Source organism: Burkholderia oklahomensis C6786 (assembly GCF_000959365.1).
Lineage (GTDB): Bacteria > Pseudomonadota > Gammaproteobacteria > Burkholderiales > Burkholderiaceae > Burkholderia > Burkholderia oklahomensis.
Genome location: NZ_CP009556.1, coordinates 1,311,901 through 1,328,315, shown reverse-complemented (window position 1 = coordinate 1,328,315; position 16,415 = coordinate 1,311,901). Strand labels below are relative to the sequence as shown.

The 16,415-nt window shown below is 64.9% G+C and carries 12 protein-coding genes, 1 tRNA gene and 1 pseudogene; 3 read left to right on the top strand and 11 right to left on the bottom strand.

Annotated elements, in window-relative coordinates; genetic code table 11:
• Positions 1-25: 25 nt before the first annotated feature.
• The 4 genes from urtD to urtA form a co-directional block, all read right to left on the bottom strand.
• Positions 26-769, bottom strand: a complete 744-nt coding sequence (urtD, locus tag BG90_RS23790) for an urea ABC transporter ATP-binding protein UrtD (protein WP_010112036.1) — start codon at positions 767-769, stop codon at positions 26-28.
• Between the two features lie 3 nt (positions 770-772).
• Positions 773-1,942, bottom strand: a complete 1,170-nt coding sequence (urtC, locus tag BG90_RS23785; protein ID WP_025990551.1) for an urea ABC transporter permease subunit UrtC — start codon at positions 1,940-1,942, stop codon at positions 773-775.
• Positions 1,943-2,015: 73 nt separating this feature from the next.
• Positions 2,016-2,933, bottom strand: coding sequence for an urea ABC transporter permease subunit UrtB (gene urtB, locus BG90_RS23780; protein ID WP_025990550.1), 918 nt, complete (start codon positions 2,931-2,933; stop codon positions 2,016-2,018).
• A gap of 55 nt (positions 2,934-2,988) precedes the next feature.
• Positions 2,989-4,263 (bottom strand): urea ABC transporter substrate-binding protein, encoded by a 1,275-nt coding sequence (gene urtA, locus BG90_RS23775; RefSeq protein ID WP_025990549.1) that lies wholly within the window; start codon positions 4,261-4,263, stop codon positions 2,989-2,991.
• A gap of 224 nt (positions 4,264-4,487) precedes the next feature.
• On the opposite strand from urtA, the gene BG90_RS23770 reads away from it, so the two are divergent.
• Positions 4,488-7,925 carry a hybrid sensor histidine kinase/response regulator gene (locus BG90_RS23770; protein ID WP_025990548.1) on the top strand — a complete coding sequence of 1,146 codons (3,438 nt, stop codon included), beginning with the start codon at positions 4,488-4,490 and terminating at the stop codon, positions 7,923-7,925.
• Between the two features lie 67 nt (positions 7,926-7,992).
• On the top strand, positions 7,993-8,931 hold the full coding sequence (locus BG90_RS23765; RefSeq protein ID WP_025990547.1) for a response regulator transcription factor: 939 nt from the start codon (positions 7,993-7,995) through the stop codon (positions 8,929-8,931).
• A gap of 234 nt (positions 8,932-9,165) precedes the next feature.
• On the opposite strand, the gene BG90_RS33750 is transcribed toward BG90_RS23765, so the two are convergent.
• The 3 genes and pseudogenes from BG90_RS33750 to BG90_RS23750 all read right to left on the bottom strand — a co-directional run bounded on the left by BG90_RS33750 (position 9,166) and on the right by BG90_RS23750 (position 10,748).
• A protein-coding gene (locus BG90_RS33750) for an IS5 family transposase (RefSeq protein WP_181911588.1) occupies positions 9,166-9,977 on the bottom strand; the annotation gives its coding sequence in 2 pieces (ribosomal slippage) (positions 9,166-9,629 and positions 9,629-9,977; 813 coding nt in all).
• Between the two features lie 84 nt (positions 9,978-10,061).
• A pseudogene (locus BG90_RS23755) lies at positions 10,062-10,439 on the bottom strand (integrase core domain-containing protein); the annotation flags it as partial.
• A gap of 24 nt (positions 10,440-10,463) precedes the next feature.
• Positions 10,464-10,748, bottom strand: a complete 285-nt coding sequence (locus BG90_RS23750) for a BrnA antitoxin family protein (RefSeq protein ID WP_041282266.1) — start codon at positions 10,746-10,748, stop codon at positions 10,464-10,466.
• A gap of 80 nt (positions 10,749-10,828) precedes the next feature.
• Here BG90_RS23750 and BG90_RS23745 point away from each other — a divergent pair, with 80 nt between their 5' ends.
• Positions 10,829-11,854, top strand: coding sequence for a tyrosine-type recombinase/integrase (locus tag BG90_RS23745; RefSeq protein ID WP_045568414.1), 1,026 nt, complete (start codon positions 10,829-10,831; stop codon positions 11,852-11,854).
• 39 nt (positions 11,855-11,893) lie between these two features.
• Here BG90_RS23745 and BG90_RS36025 read toward each other — a convergent pair.
• The 4 genes from BG90_RS36025 to fdhE all read right to left on the bottom strand — a co-directional run bounded on the left by BG90_RS36025 (position 11,894) and on the right by fdhE (position 16,385).
• Positions 11,894-11,989: transfer RNA gene (locus tag BG90_RS36025), tRNA-Sec, on the bottom strand.
• Between the two features lie 75 nt (positions 11,990-12,064).
• A complete protein-coding gene (gene selB / locus BG90_RS23740) occupies positions 12,065-13,990 on the bottom strand; it encodes a selenocysteine-specific translation elongation factor (protein WP_025990321.1) in 1,926 nt (641 codons plus the stop codon).
• Positions 13,987-15,429, bottom strand: coding sequence for an L-seryl-tRNA(Sec) selenium transferase (gene selA, locus BG90_RS23735; protein WP_041282268.1), 1,443 nt, complete (start codon positions 15,427-15,429; stop codon positions 13,987-13,989). Before selA ends, selB begins: the two co-directional genes overlap by 4 nt.
• On the bottom strand, positions 15,426-16,385 hold the full coding sequence (gene fdhE, locus BG90_RS23730) for a formate dehydrogenase accessory protein FdhE (protein ID WP_025990322.1): 960 nt from the start codon (positions 16,383-16,385) through the stop codon (positions 15,426-15,428). Before fdhE ends, selA begins: the two co-directional genes overlap by 4 nt.
• Positions 16,386-16,415: the final 30 nt, after the last annotated feature.

Genomic DNA, 16,415 nt, shown 5'->3' with positions numbered 1-16,415 from the left:
TCCGTGTTGTCGTTTGGTTGCCGACTCAGTGGCCCAGGTAGACGTCGATCACGCGCGGATCGGCCTGCACCTGCGCCATCGGCCCTTCCGCGAGGATCTTCCCCTGATGCATGACCGTGACCTTGTGCGCGATGCGCTCCACAAACGCCATGTCGTGTTCGATCACGATCATCGAGCGGTTGCGGCAGATTCGGTCGAGCAGATCGGCGGTCAGTTCGCGCTCGCGCACGCTCATGCCCGCAATCGGTTCGTCGAGCATCAACAGTTCCGGATCCTGCATAAGCAGCATGCCGATTTCGAGCCACTGTTTCTGGCCGTGCGAAAGCAGCCCCGCTTCCAGATCGAGCGCGGCGGCGAGGCCGATTTCATTGGCCACGTCGCGCACGCGATCGGCCACTTCGGCGTCCTCGCGATAGACGAGCGCGCCAAACACGCTGCGACCGCGCGGAAACGACACTTCGAGGTTCTGCGCCACGCTCAGGTTTTCGTAAATCGACGGCGTCTGGAACTTGCGGCCAATCCCTTGACGCACGCGGCGGAATTCCGCGAGATTCGTGATTTCCTCGTTGCGGAACTTGATGCTGCCCGCCGTTTCCCTTGTCTTGCCGCAGATGAGATCGAGCAGCGTGGTCTTGCCCGCGCCGTTCGGGCCGATCACCACGCGCAACTCGCCGCGTTCGAGATAGAGATTGAGCGAATCGATCGCCTTGAAGCCGTCGAACGACACGGTCAGGTCTTCGATCGCGAGCAGAAAGTCGGTATTGCTCATGCTTCACGCCTCCTTGTTCGCCGCACCGAGCAGACGTCTCACGCGCGGGCGCACATGCTCTTCATACAGACCCGCCAGCCCGTTCGGAAACACCATCACCACGCCGATGAACATCGCTGCCATCAGATAGAGCCAGAGGTTCGGAAAGCTCTCCGAGAACCAGCTCTTGCCGAGATTGACGAGAATCGCGCCGTACACCGCGCCGACCAGCGACATGCGCCCGCCGATGGCCGCGTAGATCACCATTTCGATCGACGGCACGATGCCGACGAACGACGGAGACATGAAGCCCACCTGCAGCGTGAACATCGCGCCGCCGACGGCTGCGAGCATCGCCGCGAGACAAAACGCGAACACCTTGAACATGGCGACGTCGTAGCCCGAGAAGCGCACTCGGTCTTCCTTGTCGCGCATCGCGAGCAGCAGCGTGCCGAGCTTGCTGCGCTGAACGTAGCGGCAGGCGAGCAGCGCGCCTATCAGCAGCGCGGCGTTCACGAAGTACAGGATCAGCTTCGCGTGATCGGTGCGGATATCCCAGCCGAGCAGCGTGCGCAGGTCGGTGATACCGTTCACGCCGCCCGTATAGCCTTGCTGGCCGATGATGAGCACCGAGAGGATCAGCGCAACCGCCTGCGTGATGATCGCGAAGTACACGCCGCCTACGCGCCGCTTGAACATCGCGTATCCGATCACGAAGGCGAGCGCCGTCGGCACGACGAGCACCGCGAGTATCGAGAACGGCAAGTCATGAAACGGCTTCCACCATGCGGGCAGCGCGGTGAGCTGGTTCCAGTCCATGAAGTCGGGAATGCCCGGCGTGGTCTGCGTGCGCGTGGCGGCCGGGTCGGACGCTTCGAGCTTGAGAAACATCGCCATCGCGTACCCGCCGAGGCCGAAGAACACGCCCTGGCCGAGACTGAGCACGCCGCCGTAGCCCCACGCGATCACGAGGCCGATCGCCACGAACGCGTAGGTCAGGTACTTGCCCATCAGGTTCAGGCGGAAAGTGTCGAGCGCGAGCGGAAACACGACCACGATCAGCAGCGCGAGCAGCACGATGCCCGCGTAGCCCGAGGCGTCGAGCCGCGCCGCGCGAGCGCGCCAGCTGGCCGGCGGCGCACCCAGGCAGGATCGCGGGGATACGCCGCCCGCCGCGGGTTGGATGGGTTTCATGTCCATCTCTCCAGTCGAATGAAGCTGTGAATGAGGCTTGTGCATGAACGCGCGCTTATGCGATCCGCAGCGCTTAAACTCGTCGCACCTTCGAGGCGAACAGGCCCTGCGGACGCAGCATGAGAATCACCACGACAGTGAGCAGCGTGAGCACGCGCGCAATCGAGCCCGAGAGAAAGAACTCGCTGATCGACTGCATCTGCGCGATGCCGAACGCCGACGCCACGGTACCGAGCAGGCTCGCCGCGCCGCCAAACGTCACGACGAGAAACGAATCGACGATATAGAGCGAGCCGCTCGTCGGTCCCGTCGAGCCGATGGCCGTGAAGGCCGCGCCCGCCACGCCCGCGATGCCGCAGCCAATCGCAAACGTCATGCGGTCGGTGCGCCGCGTGTTGATGCCCGCCGCGTTCGCCATCGGCCGGTTCGCGACCGTGGCGCGCACGCGCAAGCCCCAGCGCGAGCGATAGAGCGCGAGCAGCAGGCCGCCCGTCATCAGCAGCGCGAGGCCCATCACGAACATGCCGCTCACCGGAATGTCGAGGCCGGGTGTGGGCTCCCACGAACCCATCAACCAGTCGGGCAGCGCCGGACTCACTTCCTTCGGCCCGAAGGTCGAGCGGAACACCTGCTGCATGCCGAGGCTCAGGCCCCAGGTGGCGAGCAGCGTGTCGAGCGGGCGCTTGTAGAGATGGCGGATCAGCGCCCATTCGGCGAGCCAGCCCGCCGCGAAGGCCAGCGCGAACGCCGCGAGAATCGCGAAGAAGAAATACACGGGCGTGAGCGCGTGCCAGACGTTCTGCGCAAACCACGAAAACATGTAGACCGTATAGGCACCTATCGTCATGAATTCGCCGTGCGCCATGTTGATCACGCCCATCTGGCCGAAGATCACGGCGAGCCCGAGCCCCATCAGGAGCAGGACGCTGAAGAGGCTCAGACCAGCGAAGCCCTGCATCAGCGTGATGTTGAAAATATCGGTAGCGGACATCGAACGCTCCTCGCGCGGCGGCGTCATCGGCCGCCGCGCCGCTGCGGTTGACGGATTACATGTAGCCTTTCGGGAACGGATTCGGCTGGATCGGCTGCTCCGACTGCGCGACGACCTTGAACTGGCCGTCCGCCTGGCCCTGGCCGATCAGCGAGCGGCTCCAGAGGTGGTGGTTCGCATCGACCTTCGCGTAGCCTTGCGGCGCGTTCGCCACCTCGATGCCGGCCGAATGTGCGACCACCTTGTCCACGTCGAAGCTGCCCGCGCGCTCGCACGCGGCCTTCCAGATCCACGGGCCGAGATAGGCGGCCTGGGTCACGTCGCCGATCACCGACTTCTGGCCGTAGCGCGCCCTGAACGCCGCGACAAACTTCTTGTTGTTTTCGTTATCGAGCGACTGGAAATACTTCATCGACGAATAGAAGCCCGCGAAGTTGTCGCCGCCGATGCCGAGCACTTCGTCTTCGGTCACCGACAGCGTCAGCAGGAACTGCTTCTGCGGCGTGATGCCCGCGGCCTTGAGCTGCTTGTAGAACGCCACGTTCGAGCCGCCCACCACGGTCGCGAAGATGCAGTCCGGGCGCGCGAGCTTGATCTTGTTCATCAGCGACGCGAATTCGGTGGTGCCGAGCGGGTAATACTCCTCGCCCACCACCTTCGCGTGCAGATGCTGTTCGATATGGCGGCGCGCGATCTTGTTCGACGTGCGCGGCCAGATGTAGTCGGAACCGATCAGGAAGAAGGTCTTGGCCTTCTTGGTGTTCGAGGCCCAGTCGAGCGCCCAGAGAATCTGCTGGGTCGCTTCCTGGCCCGTGTAGAACACGTTCTTCGACTGTTCGAGGCCTTCGTAGAATGTCGGGTAATAGAGCAGGCCGTTGTCCTTCTCGAACACCGGCAGCACCGCCTTGCGCGAGGCCGAGGTCCAGCAGCCGAACACCGCCGCGACGTGGTCGTTCTCCAGCAGCTTCTTCGACTTTTCGGCGAAGGTCGGCCAGTCGGAGGCGCCGTCTTCCTGAATGATCCTCACCTTGCGGCCGAGCACGCCGCCCATCGCGTTGATCTGCTCGATGGCGAGGCGTTCGGCCTGGATCGAGCCGGTTTCGGAAATCGCCATCGTGCCCGTGGCCGAGTGGAGCTGGCCGACCGTCACCGTGGTGTCCGTGACCGCGAGGCCCGTGGTGTTGACCTTCGCCGTGGGCGGCGTTTGCGCAAACGCACCGCGCGGCAGGCCCAGCGCCATCAGCGGCGCGGCGGCGAGACCGCCGAGCATTTTCCGGCGCAGCGGCGAAGTCACATGGGCATCGTCATCGAGTCGATCGTCTGCGGACATCACGTTCTCCTTATCGGGTGCCCGGCGCTGGGCGCTGCGGGCTGGTTCGAGGTTGGACGCAATGTAGAAAGCCAATTTGACGATCGGAATACGTCAATCGACGTATTCCCGGCGTGCGTACTGGAATGTAATTTGCATTGCAGGGCGATCCTGAGCAGTGTGGTCCGCCATTGCGCCGTTCGCGCCCCGCTCGTGCCGATTTCGCACCATTTCGGATCATCTTCATGTCCCAGAGTCACCCGTCAGTGGGCGCGCCCGGTACGCAACGCATCGTCAAGGTGCGCCGCGACTACAACGCCTGGGTTGGCGACGAAACCCTCGAGGACTACGCGCTGCGCTTCACGCCGCGCTCGTTCCGGCGCTGGTCGGAGCTGCGCGTGGCCAATACGGCGATCGGCGCGGTGTCGTTTCTGGTGCTGGAGGCGATAGGCGGCAGTCTCGTCGTCAACTACGGCTTCACGAACACGCTCTGGGCCATTGCGGCCGTCTCCGTGTTGATCTGGCTCACGAGCCTGCCCATCAGCTATTACGCGGCGCGCTACGGCGTGGACATGGATCTGCTCACGCGCGGCGCGGGCTTCGGCTATATCGGCTCGACGGTCACTTCGCTACTGTACGCGGTGTTCACGTTCATTTTTTTCGCGCTCGAAGCGGCCATCATGTCGCTTGCGCTCCAGCTTTATTTCCATATTTCTCTGGCGATTGCCTACGTCGTGAGTTCGCTCGTGGTGATTCCGATCGTCATGTTCGGCATCACTTTGATCAACCGCCTGCAAAGCTGGACGCAACCGCTGTGGCTCGTATTGTTCGTGCTGCCCTACGCAGCCGTACTGTGGCGCCATCCCGACCTGATCGCGCAATGGACCACCTTCGCGGGCTTCGCGCCGCAAGGCCGCGCTTTCAGCGTGATCGCCTTCGGTCAAGCCTCGACGGTCGTGTTCGCGCTGATCGTACAGGTGGGTGAACAGGTGGACTATCTGCGCTTCCTCCCGCCGCTCACCGCGAAGAACCGCACGCGCTGGTGGTTCGCGTTGCTCTCGACGGGGCCGGGCTGGATCGTGCCCGGTGCGCTCAAGATGATGGGCGGAGCATGTCTCGCCTTCATTGCGCTCCAGTATGAAGTCGATGCCAGCCACGCAACCCAGCCTACGCAGATGTACCTCGTCGCCTATCATCTGCTGCTCGATCCGTTGGGGCTCGCGAGTTGGGCGCTGCCCGCGATGACGCTGTTCGTGATCGTCTCGCAGTTGAAGATCAACGTGACCAATGCCTATGCGGGCTCGCTCGCCTGGTCCAATTTTTTCGCACGGCTCACGCACAGCCATCCGGGCCGCGTGGTATGGCTCGTGTTCAACGTCATGATCGCGTTGCTTCTCGTGGAAATGGGCGTGTTCGATGCGATCGCCAAGGTGCTGTCGCTCTACGCGAACATCGCGATTGCGTGGATCGGCGCGTTGTTCGCCGATCTCGTCATCAACAAGCCGCTCGGCTATAGCCCGCGACATATCGAATTCAAGCGCGCGCATCTCTACGATGTGAATCCCGTGGGCGTCGGTGCGATGCTGATCGCAGCCGCCGTCGCGATGCTCGCGCATAGCGGTCTGTTTGGCGTGCTCGCCAAGGCGATGTCGTCGTTCATCGCGTTCGGTGCGGCGTTCGCGTGCGCGCCGGTGCTCGCGGTACTCACTCGCGGTCGCTATTACATTGCCCGCGCCGCGCAACCGACCGGCGACGCCACCTCGCTGCGCTGCGCGATTTGCGAAAACACCTTCGAACCCGACGATACGGCGTACTGCCCGGCCTATGGCGGCACCATCTGCTCGCTGTGCTGCTCGCTCGACTCGCGCTGCCACGATCGCTGCAAGCCGCACGCGCGCTTCGCCTCGCAGGCCGACCGTGCGCTGCATCGCGTGCTGCCGGGCGCGCGACTCGGCCCCGCCGCGCTGCGCCTCATTCACTATGCGAGCCTCGTGTTCGCCATGCTCGCGGTGCTGGGCAGCGTGCTCTATCTGATCTGGTCGCAGAGCGCGAATTCGATGAGCGTCGCCGGGCCGTCGATCGGCCATGCGCTTTCGGGCAGCTTTCTGAAGATCTTTTTCGCGCTCTCGCTGGTGGGCTGCATCGCGGCTTGGTGGTTCGTGCTGGAGCGCGAAAACCGCCGCGTCACGCAGGAAGAGTCGCAGCGGCAAAACGAATTGCTGATGCTCGAAATCGACGCGCATCAGAAAACCGACGCGGCGCTCAAGCGCGCGACCGCCGCCGCGGAATCGGCCAATCGGGCCAAGAGCCGTTACGTGTCCGGTTTGAGCCACGAGTTGCGCACGCCGCTGAACAGCATTCTCGGCTACACACAATTACTGCTGCAAGCGAGGGAAGAACTCACGCCCATGCGCTACAACGCCGTGCGCACGATCCATCGCAGCGGCGAGCATTTGCTCGCGCTCGTCGACGGCCTGCTCGACATCGCGCGCATCGAGGCGGGCAAGCTTCAGTTGAACATCGCCAAGATATCCCTCGCCGATTTCGTCGCGCACCTTACATCGATGCTACGTCCACAAGCGCTCGAAAAAGCGCTCGCCTTCGACGTGCAGACGGTCGGTCGGCTGCCCGCCACCGTACGCACCGACCAGAAATGCATGAGTCAGATCCTCACTAACCTGATCGGCAATGCGATCCGCTTCACGTCGAGCGGCACGATCACACTGCGCGTGAGTCACGTGCTCGATACGCTCAAATTCGAGGTGATCGATACCGGCCCCGGCATCCCGCCCGCCGAAATGGAGCGCCTGTTCCTGCCGTTCGAACGCGGCGAAGCGGCCCATGCGTACGATCACGGCGCCGGTCTCGGACTCACGATCTGCCGGCTGCTCACGCAAGCGCTCGGCGGCAGCCTGGAAGTGGACAGCGAAGTCGGGCACGGCACGCGCTTCATGGTACGCCTGTTCGCCCCTGCCGTTGACACGGCGGCCGAAACCCACGCCGAACTCGCGTCGATTCGCGGCTATACGGGTGCGCGCCGCGTCATTCTCGTGGTCGACGACCTCGACGATCAGCGCGACATCGTCGTGCAATTGCTCAAGCCGCTCGGCTTCGATGTCGCTGAAGCGGCCAGCGGCACCGATGCGCTGCGCTGGCTTGCGATGCACACGGCGGACGCCATCATCATGGACATTTCGATGCCGTTGATGGACGGCTACGAAACCAGCCGCCTGATCTCCGAGAATCAGTTGTCGAACGCGCCCATCGTTCTGCTCTCCGCCAACGCGTTCGCCGATGACCGTGATCGCGCGAGCGCGACCGGATGCGAGGGTTATCTGGTGAAACCGCTGCAGGTGAATCTGCTGCTCGACAAGCTTGCACAACTGCTTGCACTCGACTGGATTGCATCCGATGCCAACGCGAGCGCGCTACCGGCGGTGAGCGCGTCGGCCGCGACACAGCCGCTCACACCCGCCGTGTGGCCACGCGAACTCATCGAAAATCTGCATGCGCATCTCGAAGTCGGCTACGTACAGGGCGTGATCGAACAGCTCGACGCCGCCCACGAGACCTGGCCCGAGTTGCGGAATCAAATCGACGCGTTGCGCTCGTTGGCGGAACGTTTTCAGCTAAGGGAACTCGAGCATGAACTTGACCGACTCGCACGCGGCGCAGACGCGTGACGCGAACACCACGATCGTGGCCTCCCCGATCGTCGACAACCCGGCCGCGTGGCTGCGCGAATGGCCCATGATACTGATCGTTGACGACACGCCGGAGAACCTCGCCTTTCTTTCCGACACGCTGCAGGCGCACGGCTACGCGGTTATCGTCGCTCTGTCCGGCGAGGACGCGCTTAAACGCCTCGCGCGCGTGACGCCCGACGTGGTGTTGCTCGACGCAATGATGCCCGACATGGACGGCTTCGAAACATGCCTGCGTATCAAGCAGGACGAACGGCACGAGCATCTGCCCGTCATCTTCATGACTGCATTGACGGAGAGTGAGCACGTCGTACGCGGCTTTCGCGTGGGCGGCATCGATTACGTGACCAAGCCGGTGCGGCCCGAGGAGTTGTGCGCGCGCATCGGTGCCCACGTGCGGCGTTCACGCGCACAGTTGTACGCGGAGGCGGCACTGTCGCTCGACACGCGCGCGGCGCTGATCGTCGGCGCGGACGGCACGATTCGGTGGCAGAGTCCGCGGGCTGCACATCATATCGCTGCATACACGACTGCGCCTGACGACCCCGCCGATGCCGGTAAAACCACGAACGCGCGCGATACCGATGCACCGCCTAAGCTGCCCGCGCTGCTGCGCACCTGGTTCATCGACTGGCTCGCGCGAGGCGCCCAAGGCGACGCCGTGCACGAATTCAGCTCGGGCCAGATACGCCGCTCGGCCAGTGCGACACGCGGTCCGGAACCGGGCGAATGGATCGTCATCCTCAAGGAAAGAGATGACACCGTGCATTGCAACGCGCTCGCCGAACGCTTCGGCCTGACCATGCGGGAGGCCGAAGTGCTGCTCTGGGTGTCGCACGGCAAGACAAACCGCGATATCGGCGACATTCTGGGCATAACTCCGCGCACGGTGAACAAGCATCTCGAACACCTGTTCCGCAAGTTACATGTCGAGACCCGTGCGGGAGCAACCGCCGCGGCGATCAAGATGCTCGACCGCACGTGAAAAGTTCGGATCGCCAAATCGTCCAATTCCAATGCCCCTGCCGTGCTGCTCGCCGTACATGATTTCGCAAACGTGATCTTTTGCTCTGGTTATTGATAATTGTTCATGGCTCGGGCGGTAATACCCCCGTTTTCCACGGCAGGCAGAAGTAGAAACTAAGCGGCCATGGCCAGCCGCTGCTTCGGGGTAAAACCGCCCAATGCCATATTCGGGCGCTCGTGATTGTAAGAAGCGCTAACAGAATGATTTTTGAAGGTGTCGCCAGCAGATGATGCAGGCGGCGATTTTCATGAACGCCTCGTGTATGGAGGCAAGGCGCTCGAATCGAATGCGCAGGCGTCTGAAGTTGTGCAGCCACGCGAAGGTGCGCTCGACGACCCACCGGGTCTTGCCGAGGCCGCTGCCGTGGGGCTCACCACGGCGTGCGATCTGCGTGGCGATACCGGCAGCGTGCAAGGGCTTACGATACTTGTCGTGGTCGTAACCGCGATCGGCCTGCACAACGACGGGCTTTGACAGAGGCCTCCCGCGCTTGCCACGAATGGGCGGAATGGCCTCGATCAGAGGCAGCAGTTGGGTGACGTCGTTGCGATTGGCACCCGTGAGGATCAGCGCGAGCGGGATGCCCTGCGCTTCGGTAACGAGATGGTGCTTTGAACCGGGTCGCGCCCGATCGGTGGGATTGGGTCCTGTTTTTGACCCGATCCCACTGCACGAATGGAGGACGAATCGATAACCACACGCGACCAGTCGATGCGATCGGCTGCACGAAGTTTCGCCAGCAATACTTCGTGCAGCCGGTCCCAGACGCCCGCCTGTTGCCAGTCGCGCAGTCTGCGCCAGCAGCTCATGCCCGAGCCGCAGCCCATTTCCTGCGGAAGCATTTCCCAGGGAATACCGGATTGCAGCACAAACAGGATGCCGGTCAGCACGGCGCGATCGTCCAGCGGCTTGCGGCCCGGGTATCGCGTACGGCGTGGCTTCGGTGGAGGCAGCAGCGGTTGGATCAGTGACCACAGTTCGTCATCGAGTATCGGTTTGGCCATGGCCTCCTCGTCAGCGAAACAACGAAGAGGTTAACAAAATGCGCGGCGGGTTAACAGTCCCCGACACTCATTTTGTTAGAGTTTTTAAGTCCACATCCAGTCGGCCGCCGCTTCGCGGACCTGCTCCAGATCTTCCCACAGATGCTGCGACAGCCATTCGTATCGCGCGGTCCGGTTGAACCGTTCGATATACGCGTTCTGCTGCGGCTTTCCCGGCTCGATGTATTCCAGCCGGATGCCTTGCTTGTGCGTCCACGTCACGATGACCGCGCTTAGATATTCCGGGCCGTTGTCGCACCGGATGACCTTCGGCTTGCCTCGCCATTCCATATGCTGCTTCAGCGTGCGAATCACCCGCTCGGATGGCAACGAGGAATCCACCTCGATGCCCAGCGCCTCGCGGTTGAAGTCATCAATCACGTTCAGCGTCCGGATACTGCGCCCGTCAACCAGCTGGTCATTTTCGATCGCATCGTCGAGCGGAGATTACACCGGCTGATGCTCCCTCAACCACTCGCGCAGCGCATCGTTCATGCGCGTCTGCCAACCTTCTCCCGTCGCCTTGAAGGCGTCGACGATATCGACGTCATAGCGCACGGTCAATTGCACCTTGGGCACTTCATGCGGCGGACGACCGCGCTTACCTCCACGCGTCATCTTCGCAAAGTCCTCCGCCGGCACGTCGAACGTGTCGGGGTCGGCCGCGATGCCGCGGATGATTGCCGCATCCGCTTCGTCCGTCGGCATGACGATCTCACGCTTGCTCGACATAGCTCTTGACCTCCCACTTACTCGCCTTGCGCATGTTGATGATGTGCATCGAGTCGCAAGGTATACCGATACCTTGCATCATGCCAATCGAATCCATTACAAAAAATGGCCGGCGGCGCTTCCGTTGGAAGTTCGAGCGCGTCATCGAAGGTACGCGCATTCGCAAATCCAAAATCATCCCTGCAGGACTTTCTGCGCGCGAAGCTGACGAGCTAGGTCGCAAGTGGGATGCCGAGGTCTACGCGCCCGCGACGGGCGCCAGAAAAGCGGTTGTGACAATCGGCGACTGTGTCCGCATCCACGTGAACGACAAAAGCTCGACGTGGAAGGACCGAAAGATTCGGATTCAAGTGCTCACCAAGTACGCGGCGGAATACGAAAATCAAGACGCCCTCGATCTGTACGACTGGTCAATCCGGTTCGCTGGTTTCATGCGGGCGAACGTTGACCGTCAAGGAAATCCAAAGAAGCCAATGTCGGACGGAACCGTCCACAACACTCTCGGCTACCTGAGAGCGGCAATCAAGTATGCGCACAAGATCGGGAAAATCGACTACGACCAAACGGCAAAAATGGTGATCCCGCCGGCCAGCGAGGAGCGACACGTGTACAAGGGCCGCCGAGAAATGTTGGAGATCGCGCACGCTTGCCCGAATCGGCAAGTCCGCGCAGCGATTCGTGTCACCTTCTATTCAGGCATGCGGCTCAGCGAAATCCTGAGAGCAACGCCGACCAAGAATGGACTCTCACTCGGAACGACGAAAAACGGGCGGCCGAGGATCGTGCCGATTCATCCTCGAATCGCCGTTATTGCGCGCCGGGTGACGTTCACCATTCCCGCATGGAGGCTGAAAGACGCATGGATCAAGGCTCGCACAAAAGCTGGACACGCCGAAGTCAGGTTTCACGACTTGCGGCATAGTGCTGCGTCAGAAATGATCAACGGAGGAATCGATCTCTATACGGTCGGCGGAGTTTTGGGCCATAAGACGACCACCTCGACCAAGCGGTACGCCCATCTGGTGACCGACAAGTTGGCCGACGCCGTCAAAAAGATCGGCAGCGGCAAGGCTCGGGCAGAAAAACCCACACCGCAAGACGAATAATCCCCGATCGAAGCCCATCCGATTTCCCGCAAAACCTTGTGGCGGAAGACAGCCGGAGTCGAACCGACCTGGCGCGGGCTGACCGCACCAACTGGGTTTGAAGCCCAGCCGCACCACCGGATACGAATGCCTTCCTGCGAGAACGGGAGCGGGCATCGAGCATGCCGTCCCGTCGAAAACCGTTGCGCACTGCACGAGTCCGGAACCGGGCTACTGCGAACCGATCAGCAGCCGACTGTCGGCGCGCAACCAGTGAAGATCGCGGTGGAAGCGAGTATACCCAACACGATCGAAGAACTCGAGAATTTGAATCGCGCGCTTGCGGCCGAGGCCCGTCGCGTCGCGAAACGTCGCCGCATCGAGCGCGCCGCCGTGCGCCTGCACGAGCTCCGCGATCAATCGTGCAAGCTGCGCGATCACGTCTCGATGGTAGAACAGATCGCGCACGACCTGATGCACGTCGCCGCGCCGTGCAAGCTTGCGCAGCAGCGCGCGCGCCGCATCCTCCGCAACGCCCGTCGTCGTCGCGAGGTCGCGCACCCAGGGCGGATCGTAGCGGCCCGCCGCGACGAGCGGCAGCAAGCGCCCGGCCAGCGCCTCCTCGCTCGCATCGAAGCTGACCGCGTGCGACGGCAGATGCAGCCACGGCCCGCTGCGCGCGATCGCGCCTTCGGCGATCAACGCATCGGTCAGCGCGCGCCACAACGCGTCGTCCGCGAGCGGCGCCGCGATCCGGCGCAGCCGCGCGACGTCCGGCCCCTGCTCGTCCGGCGAGCGCTGGTGGAACGTCGCGAGCGCGTCGAGCACGCGCGTGCGCAGTGCGTCCCAATGCCCGCGCGCAACGACGCGCGCGTCGTCCGCATGCTTGCCCGGCGCCGCGACGCTCACCGCATCGGCGGGCAGCATCAGCGCGTCCGGCGGCAAGCCGGTCAGATGCATCAGCATCGCGCGCGTGACGCCGAGCGGCGCTTCGTCGAGCAATGCGTCGAGCCGGCCTTCGTCGAGCCATGCCGCGAGCGCGTCGAGCCACGCGCGACGCGCGCTCGTGCGCCGCTTGCGCGCCGGGCCGAACGGATCGAGCACGCGCCCGCCGCCCACCGTGCGCGTCGCCTGCGCGTTGCGCACGATGAAGCGGTCGCCCGGCACCGCGAACGCCGGCTCCGCGAAATTCAACTGCGCGCGCGCGCGCTGGCCGGGCCCGAGCGTGTCGCCTTCGAGCAGCGCGACGTGCGCGACGCGGTGCAGCGTGCCGAGATGCACGTGCAGCGGCGTCCAGTGCGAAATCGTCAGATCGGCGTCCGCCGTCAGCGTGAGCTCGACGTCGAGGCGCGGCGACAGTGTCGCGAGCCGCGCATCGACGATCGTGTCGCCGCGCGCGAGCGCCGCCTTGTCGATGCCCGCGAGGTTCAGCGCGCAGCGCTCGCCCGCGTGGCCGACGTCGGTCGCGCGGTTCTGCGCATGGAGACTGCGCACGCGCACGGATTCGCCCGTGCGCGCGACGGCGAGCGTATCGCCGACGCCCACGCGCCCCGCGAACGCGGTGCCCGTCACGACGGTGCCTTGCCCCGCGAGCGTGAACACGCGATCGACCGCGAGCCGGAACAGGCCGTCGTCGCGCCGCGCGCGCCACGCGAGCGCGGTGTCGCGCAGATGCGCGGCGAGCGCGGCAACACCCGCGTCATCGGGCTCGGTCGCGCGCGTCTCGACGATCGGCGCATCGGCGAGCGGCGACGTCGCGAGCCACGCGCGGATCTCGTTGCGCACCTGCGCGATGCGCGCCGCGTCGACGCGATCGCATTTCGTCAGCGCGATCGCGCCGTGCGTGACGCCGAGCAATTGCAGGATCGCGAGATGCTCGCGCGTTTGCGGCATCACGCCGTCGTCGGCGGCGATCACGACGAGCGCGACGTCGATCCCGCACGCGCCCGCCGCCATCGTATGGACGAGCTTCTCGTGGCCGGGCACGTCGATGAAGCCGAGCACGTCGCCGTTCGGCAGCGGCGCATACGCGTAGCCGAGCTCGATCGAGATGCCGCGCGCCTTCTCTTCCTTCAGCCGATCGGTGTCGACGCCCGTCAGCGCGCGCACGAGCGTCGTCTTTCCGTGATCGATGTGGCCTGCGGTGCCGACGATCATGCGTGCGTATCCGTCGACGCTTGCGCGCATTGCGCGACGAACGCGGCTTCGTCGTCCGCTTCGAGGCAGCGCAGGTCGAGCCGCAGCGCGTCGTCGGCGATGCGGCCGAGCACCGGGCGCGGCCAGCCGCGCAGGCGCTTCTCGAGCTGCGCGAGCGCGCGGCCGCCGCGCTTGCCGTCGGCCGCGCGCACGACGAGGCCGCAGCTCGGCAGCTGATCGACGGGCAGCGCGCCGCTGCCGATCTGGCTGAACATCGGCTCGACGCCGACCACGAAAGCCGCGCCCAGCGCGCGTTGCAGCGGCGGGCGCACGCGCTCGGCCGCCGCCGCGATGTCCGCTTGCGGACGCGTCAAGAGCCGCAGCGTCGTCAGCCGCTCGCGCAGGAATTCGGGCGCCTGGTACAGGCGCAGCACCGGCCCGAGCGCGGCGAGCGTCAGCTTGCCGACGCGCAGCGCGCGCTTGAGCGGGTGCCTCTTGATCTTCGCGATCAGGTCGCGCCGGCCGACGATCAGGCCCGCCTGCGGGCCGCCGAGCAGCTTGTCGCCGCTGAACGTGACGAGATCGGCGCCCGCCTCGACGGTCTCGCGCACCGTCGTCTCCTTCGGCAGGCCCCAGCGCGTCAGGTCGACGAGCGTGCCGCTGCCGAGATCGACGGCCACAGGCAGCCCGCGCTCGCGCGCGAGCGGCGCGAGTTCGGCAAGCGTCACTTCCTTCGTGAAGCCGCTGATCGCGTAGTTGCTGCAATGCACCTTCATCAGGAGCGCGGTGCGCGGCCCGATCGCTTCCGCGTAGTCCGCGAGATGCGTGCGGTTCGTCGTGCCGACCTCGCGCAGCTTCGCGCCCGCGCGGCTCATGATGTCGGGGATGCGGAACGCGCCGCCGATCTCGACGAGCTCGCCGCGCGACACGATCACTTCCTGCTTCGGCGCGAGCGCCGACAGCGCGAGCAGCACCGCAGCCGCGTTGTTGTTGACGACGGTCGCCGCCTCCGCGCCCGTCAATTCGCAGACGAGATCGTCGATCAGATCGTCGCGATCGCCGCGGCGGCCGGTCGCGAGATCGAATTCGAGATTCATCGGCTGCGTGAGCGCCTGCGCGACCGCGCGCACCGCTTCGTCCGGCAACAGTGCGCGGCCGAGATTCGTATGCAGCACGGTGCCCGTCAGGTTGAACACCGCGCGCATCGCGCCCGCGGCGTCGGCCGCGAGCCGCGCGCGCACGTCGGCGGCGATCCGCGCGTCGTCGAGCGTCTCGGCCGCGGCCGGGTCGCGCCGCGCGGCGTCGCGCCACGCGTCGAGCGACGCGCGCACCGCGGCGAGCGCATGCGTGCGCCCGTATTCGTCGACGAGCGGCTTCATCGCGTCCGACGACAGCACGCGCTCGACCGACGGCACGCGCGCCAGCAGCACGTTCAGTTCGTTCGCGCCGGGTTCGCTCACGTCCGGTCGTCTCCTGCCGCGTCGGCCGACAGATCCGGCCACAGCAGCGGATTCGGCGATGCGCGCCGGTAGCCCGCCTCGCCCATCAGCAGATCGAGCGTGAGGCTCGCGAGATCGTCCGCGAGCGGCTCGACGTCGTAATCCTTGTCTTGATAGCCGATCTTGCGATACGTATGGCACGCGTCGCACGACTCGGCCTTGATCGCTTCGCTGCCGCCTTCGATCCCGTGATACGCGATGCCCTTCGTCGAATCGCAGTGCGAGCACTTCGTGCGGACCATGTGCCACTCGGTCGAGCACAGCCCGCACTGGAGGAAGCGGTAGCCCTGATACTGGCCGCCGACGCGCACGATGCTCGCGACCGGCTGCGCGCCGCACACGGGGCACAGGCCGGGCTGCTCGAGATACGGAACGTCGGCGGGCGGGATGCGGCTCGCGAGCGCGGTCCACACGACCTGCAGCGCGGCCATCAGGAACGGCGCCGACGCCGGCTCGATTTCGGCGAAGCGCTGCGCGAGCAGCGCGTCGGCCTGCGCATCGAGCTCGGCGCTCGCGCGCAGCCGCAGCCCGTCGATCAGCTTCGCGAGCGGCGGATTCACGAGGCCCGCGCTTTCGATGCGGTCGAGCAGGCGTTGCAGCACGTCGCGCCAGCGCGGATCGCGCTCGCCGCCGAGCGCAGGCGCGAGCGGCATCGAATGGCGCTGCGCCTGCCCGGTCGATTCCTTCGCGGGCGCGTTCGCGTCGAATGTCTGCAGCAATTCGTGCTGCGCGTCGGCGACAGCCGCCATCAGCCGCAGATAGCCGGCGATCGGGTTCAGGTCGGCGAGCCTGCGCAGCCGCGCGGCGCGCGCGGCGAACGCGGTGCCGCGCTCGGGCATCCGCACGCGCGGGATGGCCGATTGATCGAGCGACGCGATTTCGCTCGGTTCGAGAATACGTTGGGTTGCGTCAGTCACGTGAGTGCCCTAAAAAAACAAGCGCCGAAT

Bases quoted from the DNA above. Each gene is read 5' to 3' on its own strand.
- urtB (WP_025990550.1), bottom strand. From the start codon at position 2,933: ATGTCCGCTACCGATATTTTCAACATCACGCTGATGCAGGGCTTCGCT.
- urtD (WP_010112036.1), bottom strand. From the start codon at position 769: ATGAGCAATACCGACTTTCTGCTCGCGATCGAAGACCTGACCGTGTCG.
- BG90_RS23745 (WP_045568414.1), top strand. From the start codon at position 10,829: ATGCCAATCGAATCCATTACAAAAAATGGCCGGCGGCGCTTCCGTTGG.
- urtA (WP_025990549.1), bottom strand. From the start codon at position 4,263: ATGTCCGCAGACGATCGACTCGATGACGATGCCCATGTGACTTCGCCG.
- urtC (WP_025990551.1), bottom strand. From the start codon at position 1,942: ATGAAACCCATCCAACCCGCGGCGGGCGGCGTATCCCCGCGATCCTGC.
- BG90_RS23770 (WP_025990548.1), top strand. From the start codon at position 4,488: ATGTCCCAGAGTCACCCGTCAGTGGGCGCGCCCGGTACGCAACGCATC.
- BG90_RS23750 (WP_041282266.1), bottom strand. From the start codon at position 10,748: ATGTCGAGCAAGCGTGAGATCGTCATGCCGACGGACGAAGCGGATGCG.
- BG90_RS23765 (WP_025990547.1), top strand. From the start codon at position 7,993: ATGATACTGATCGTTGACGACACGCCGGAGAACCTCGCCTTTCTTTCC.
- selB (WP_025990321.1), bottom strand. From the start codon at position 13,990: ATGATCGTCGGCACCGCAGGCCACATCGATCACGGAAAGACGACGCTC.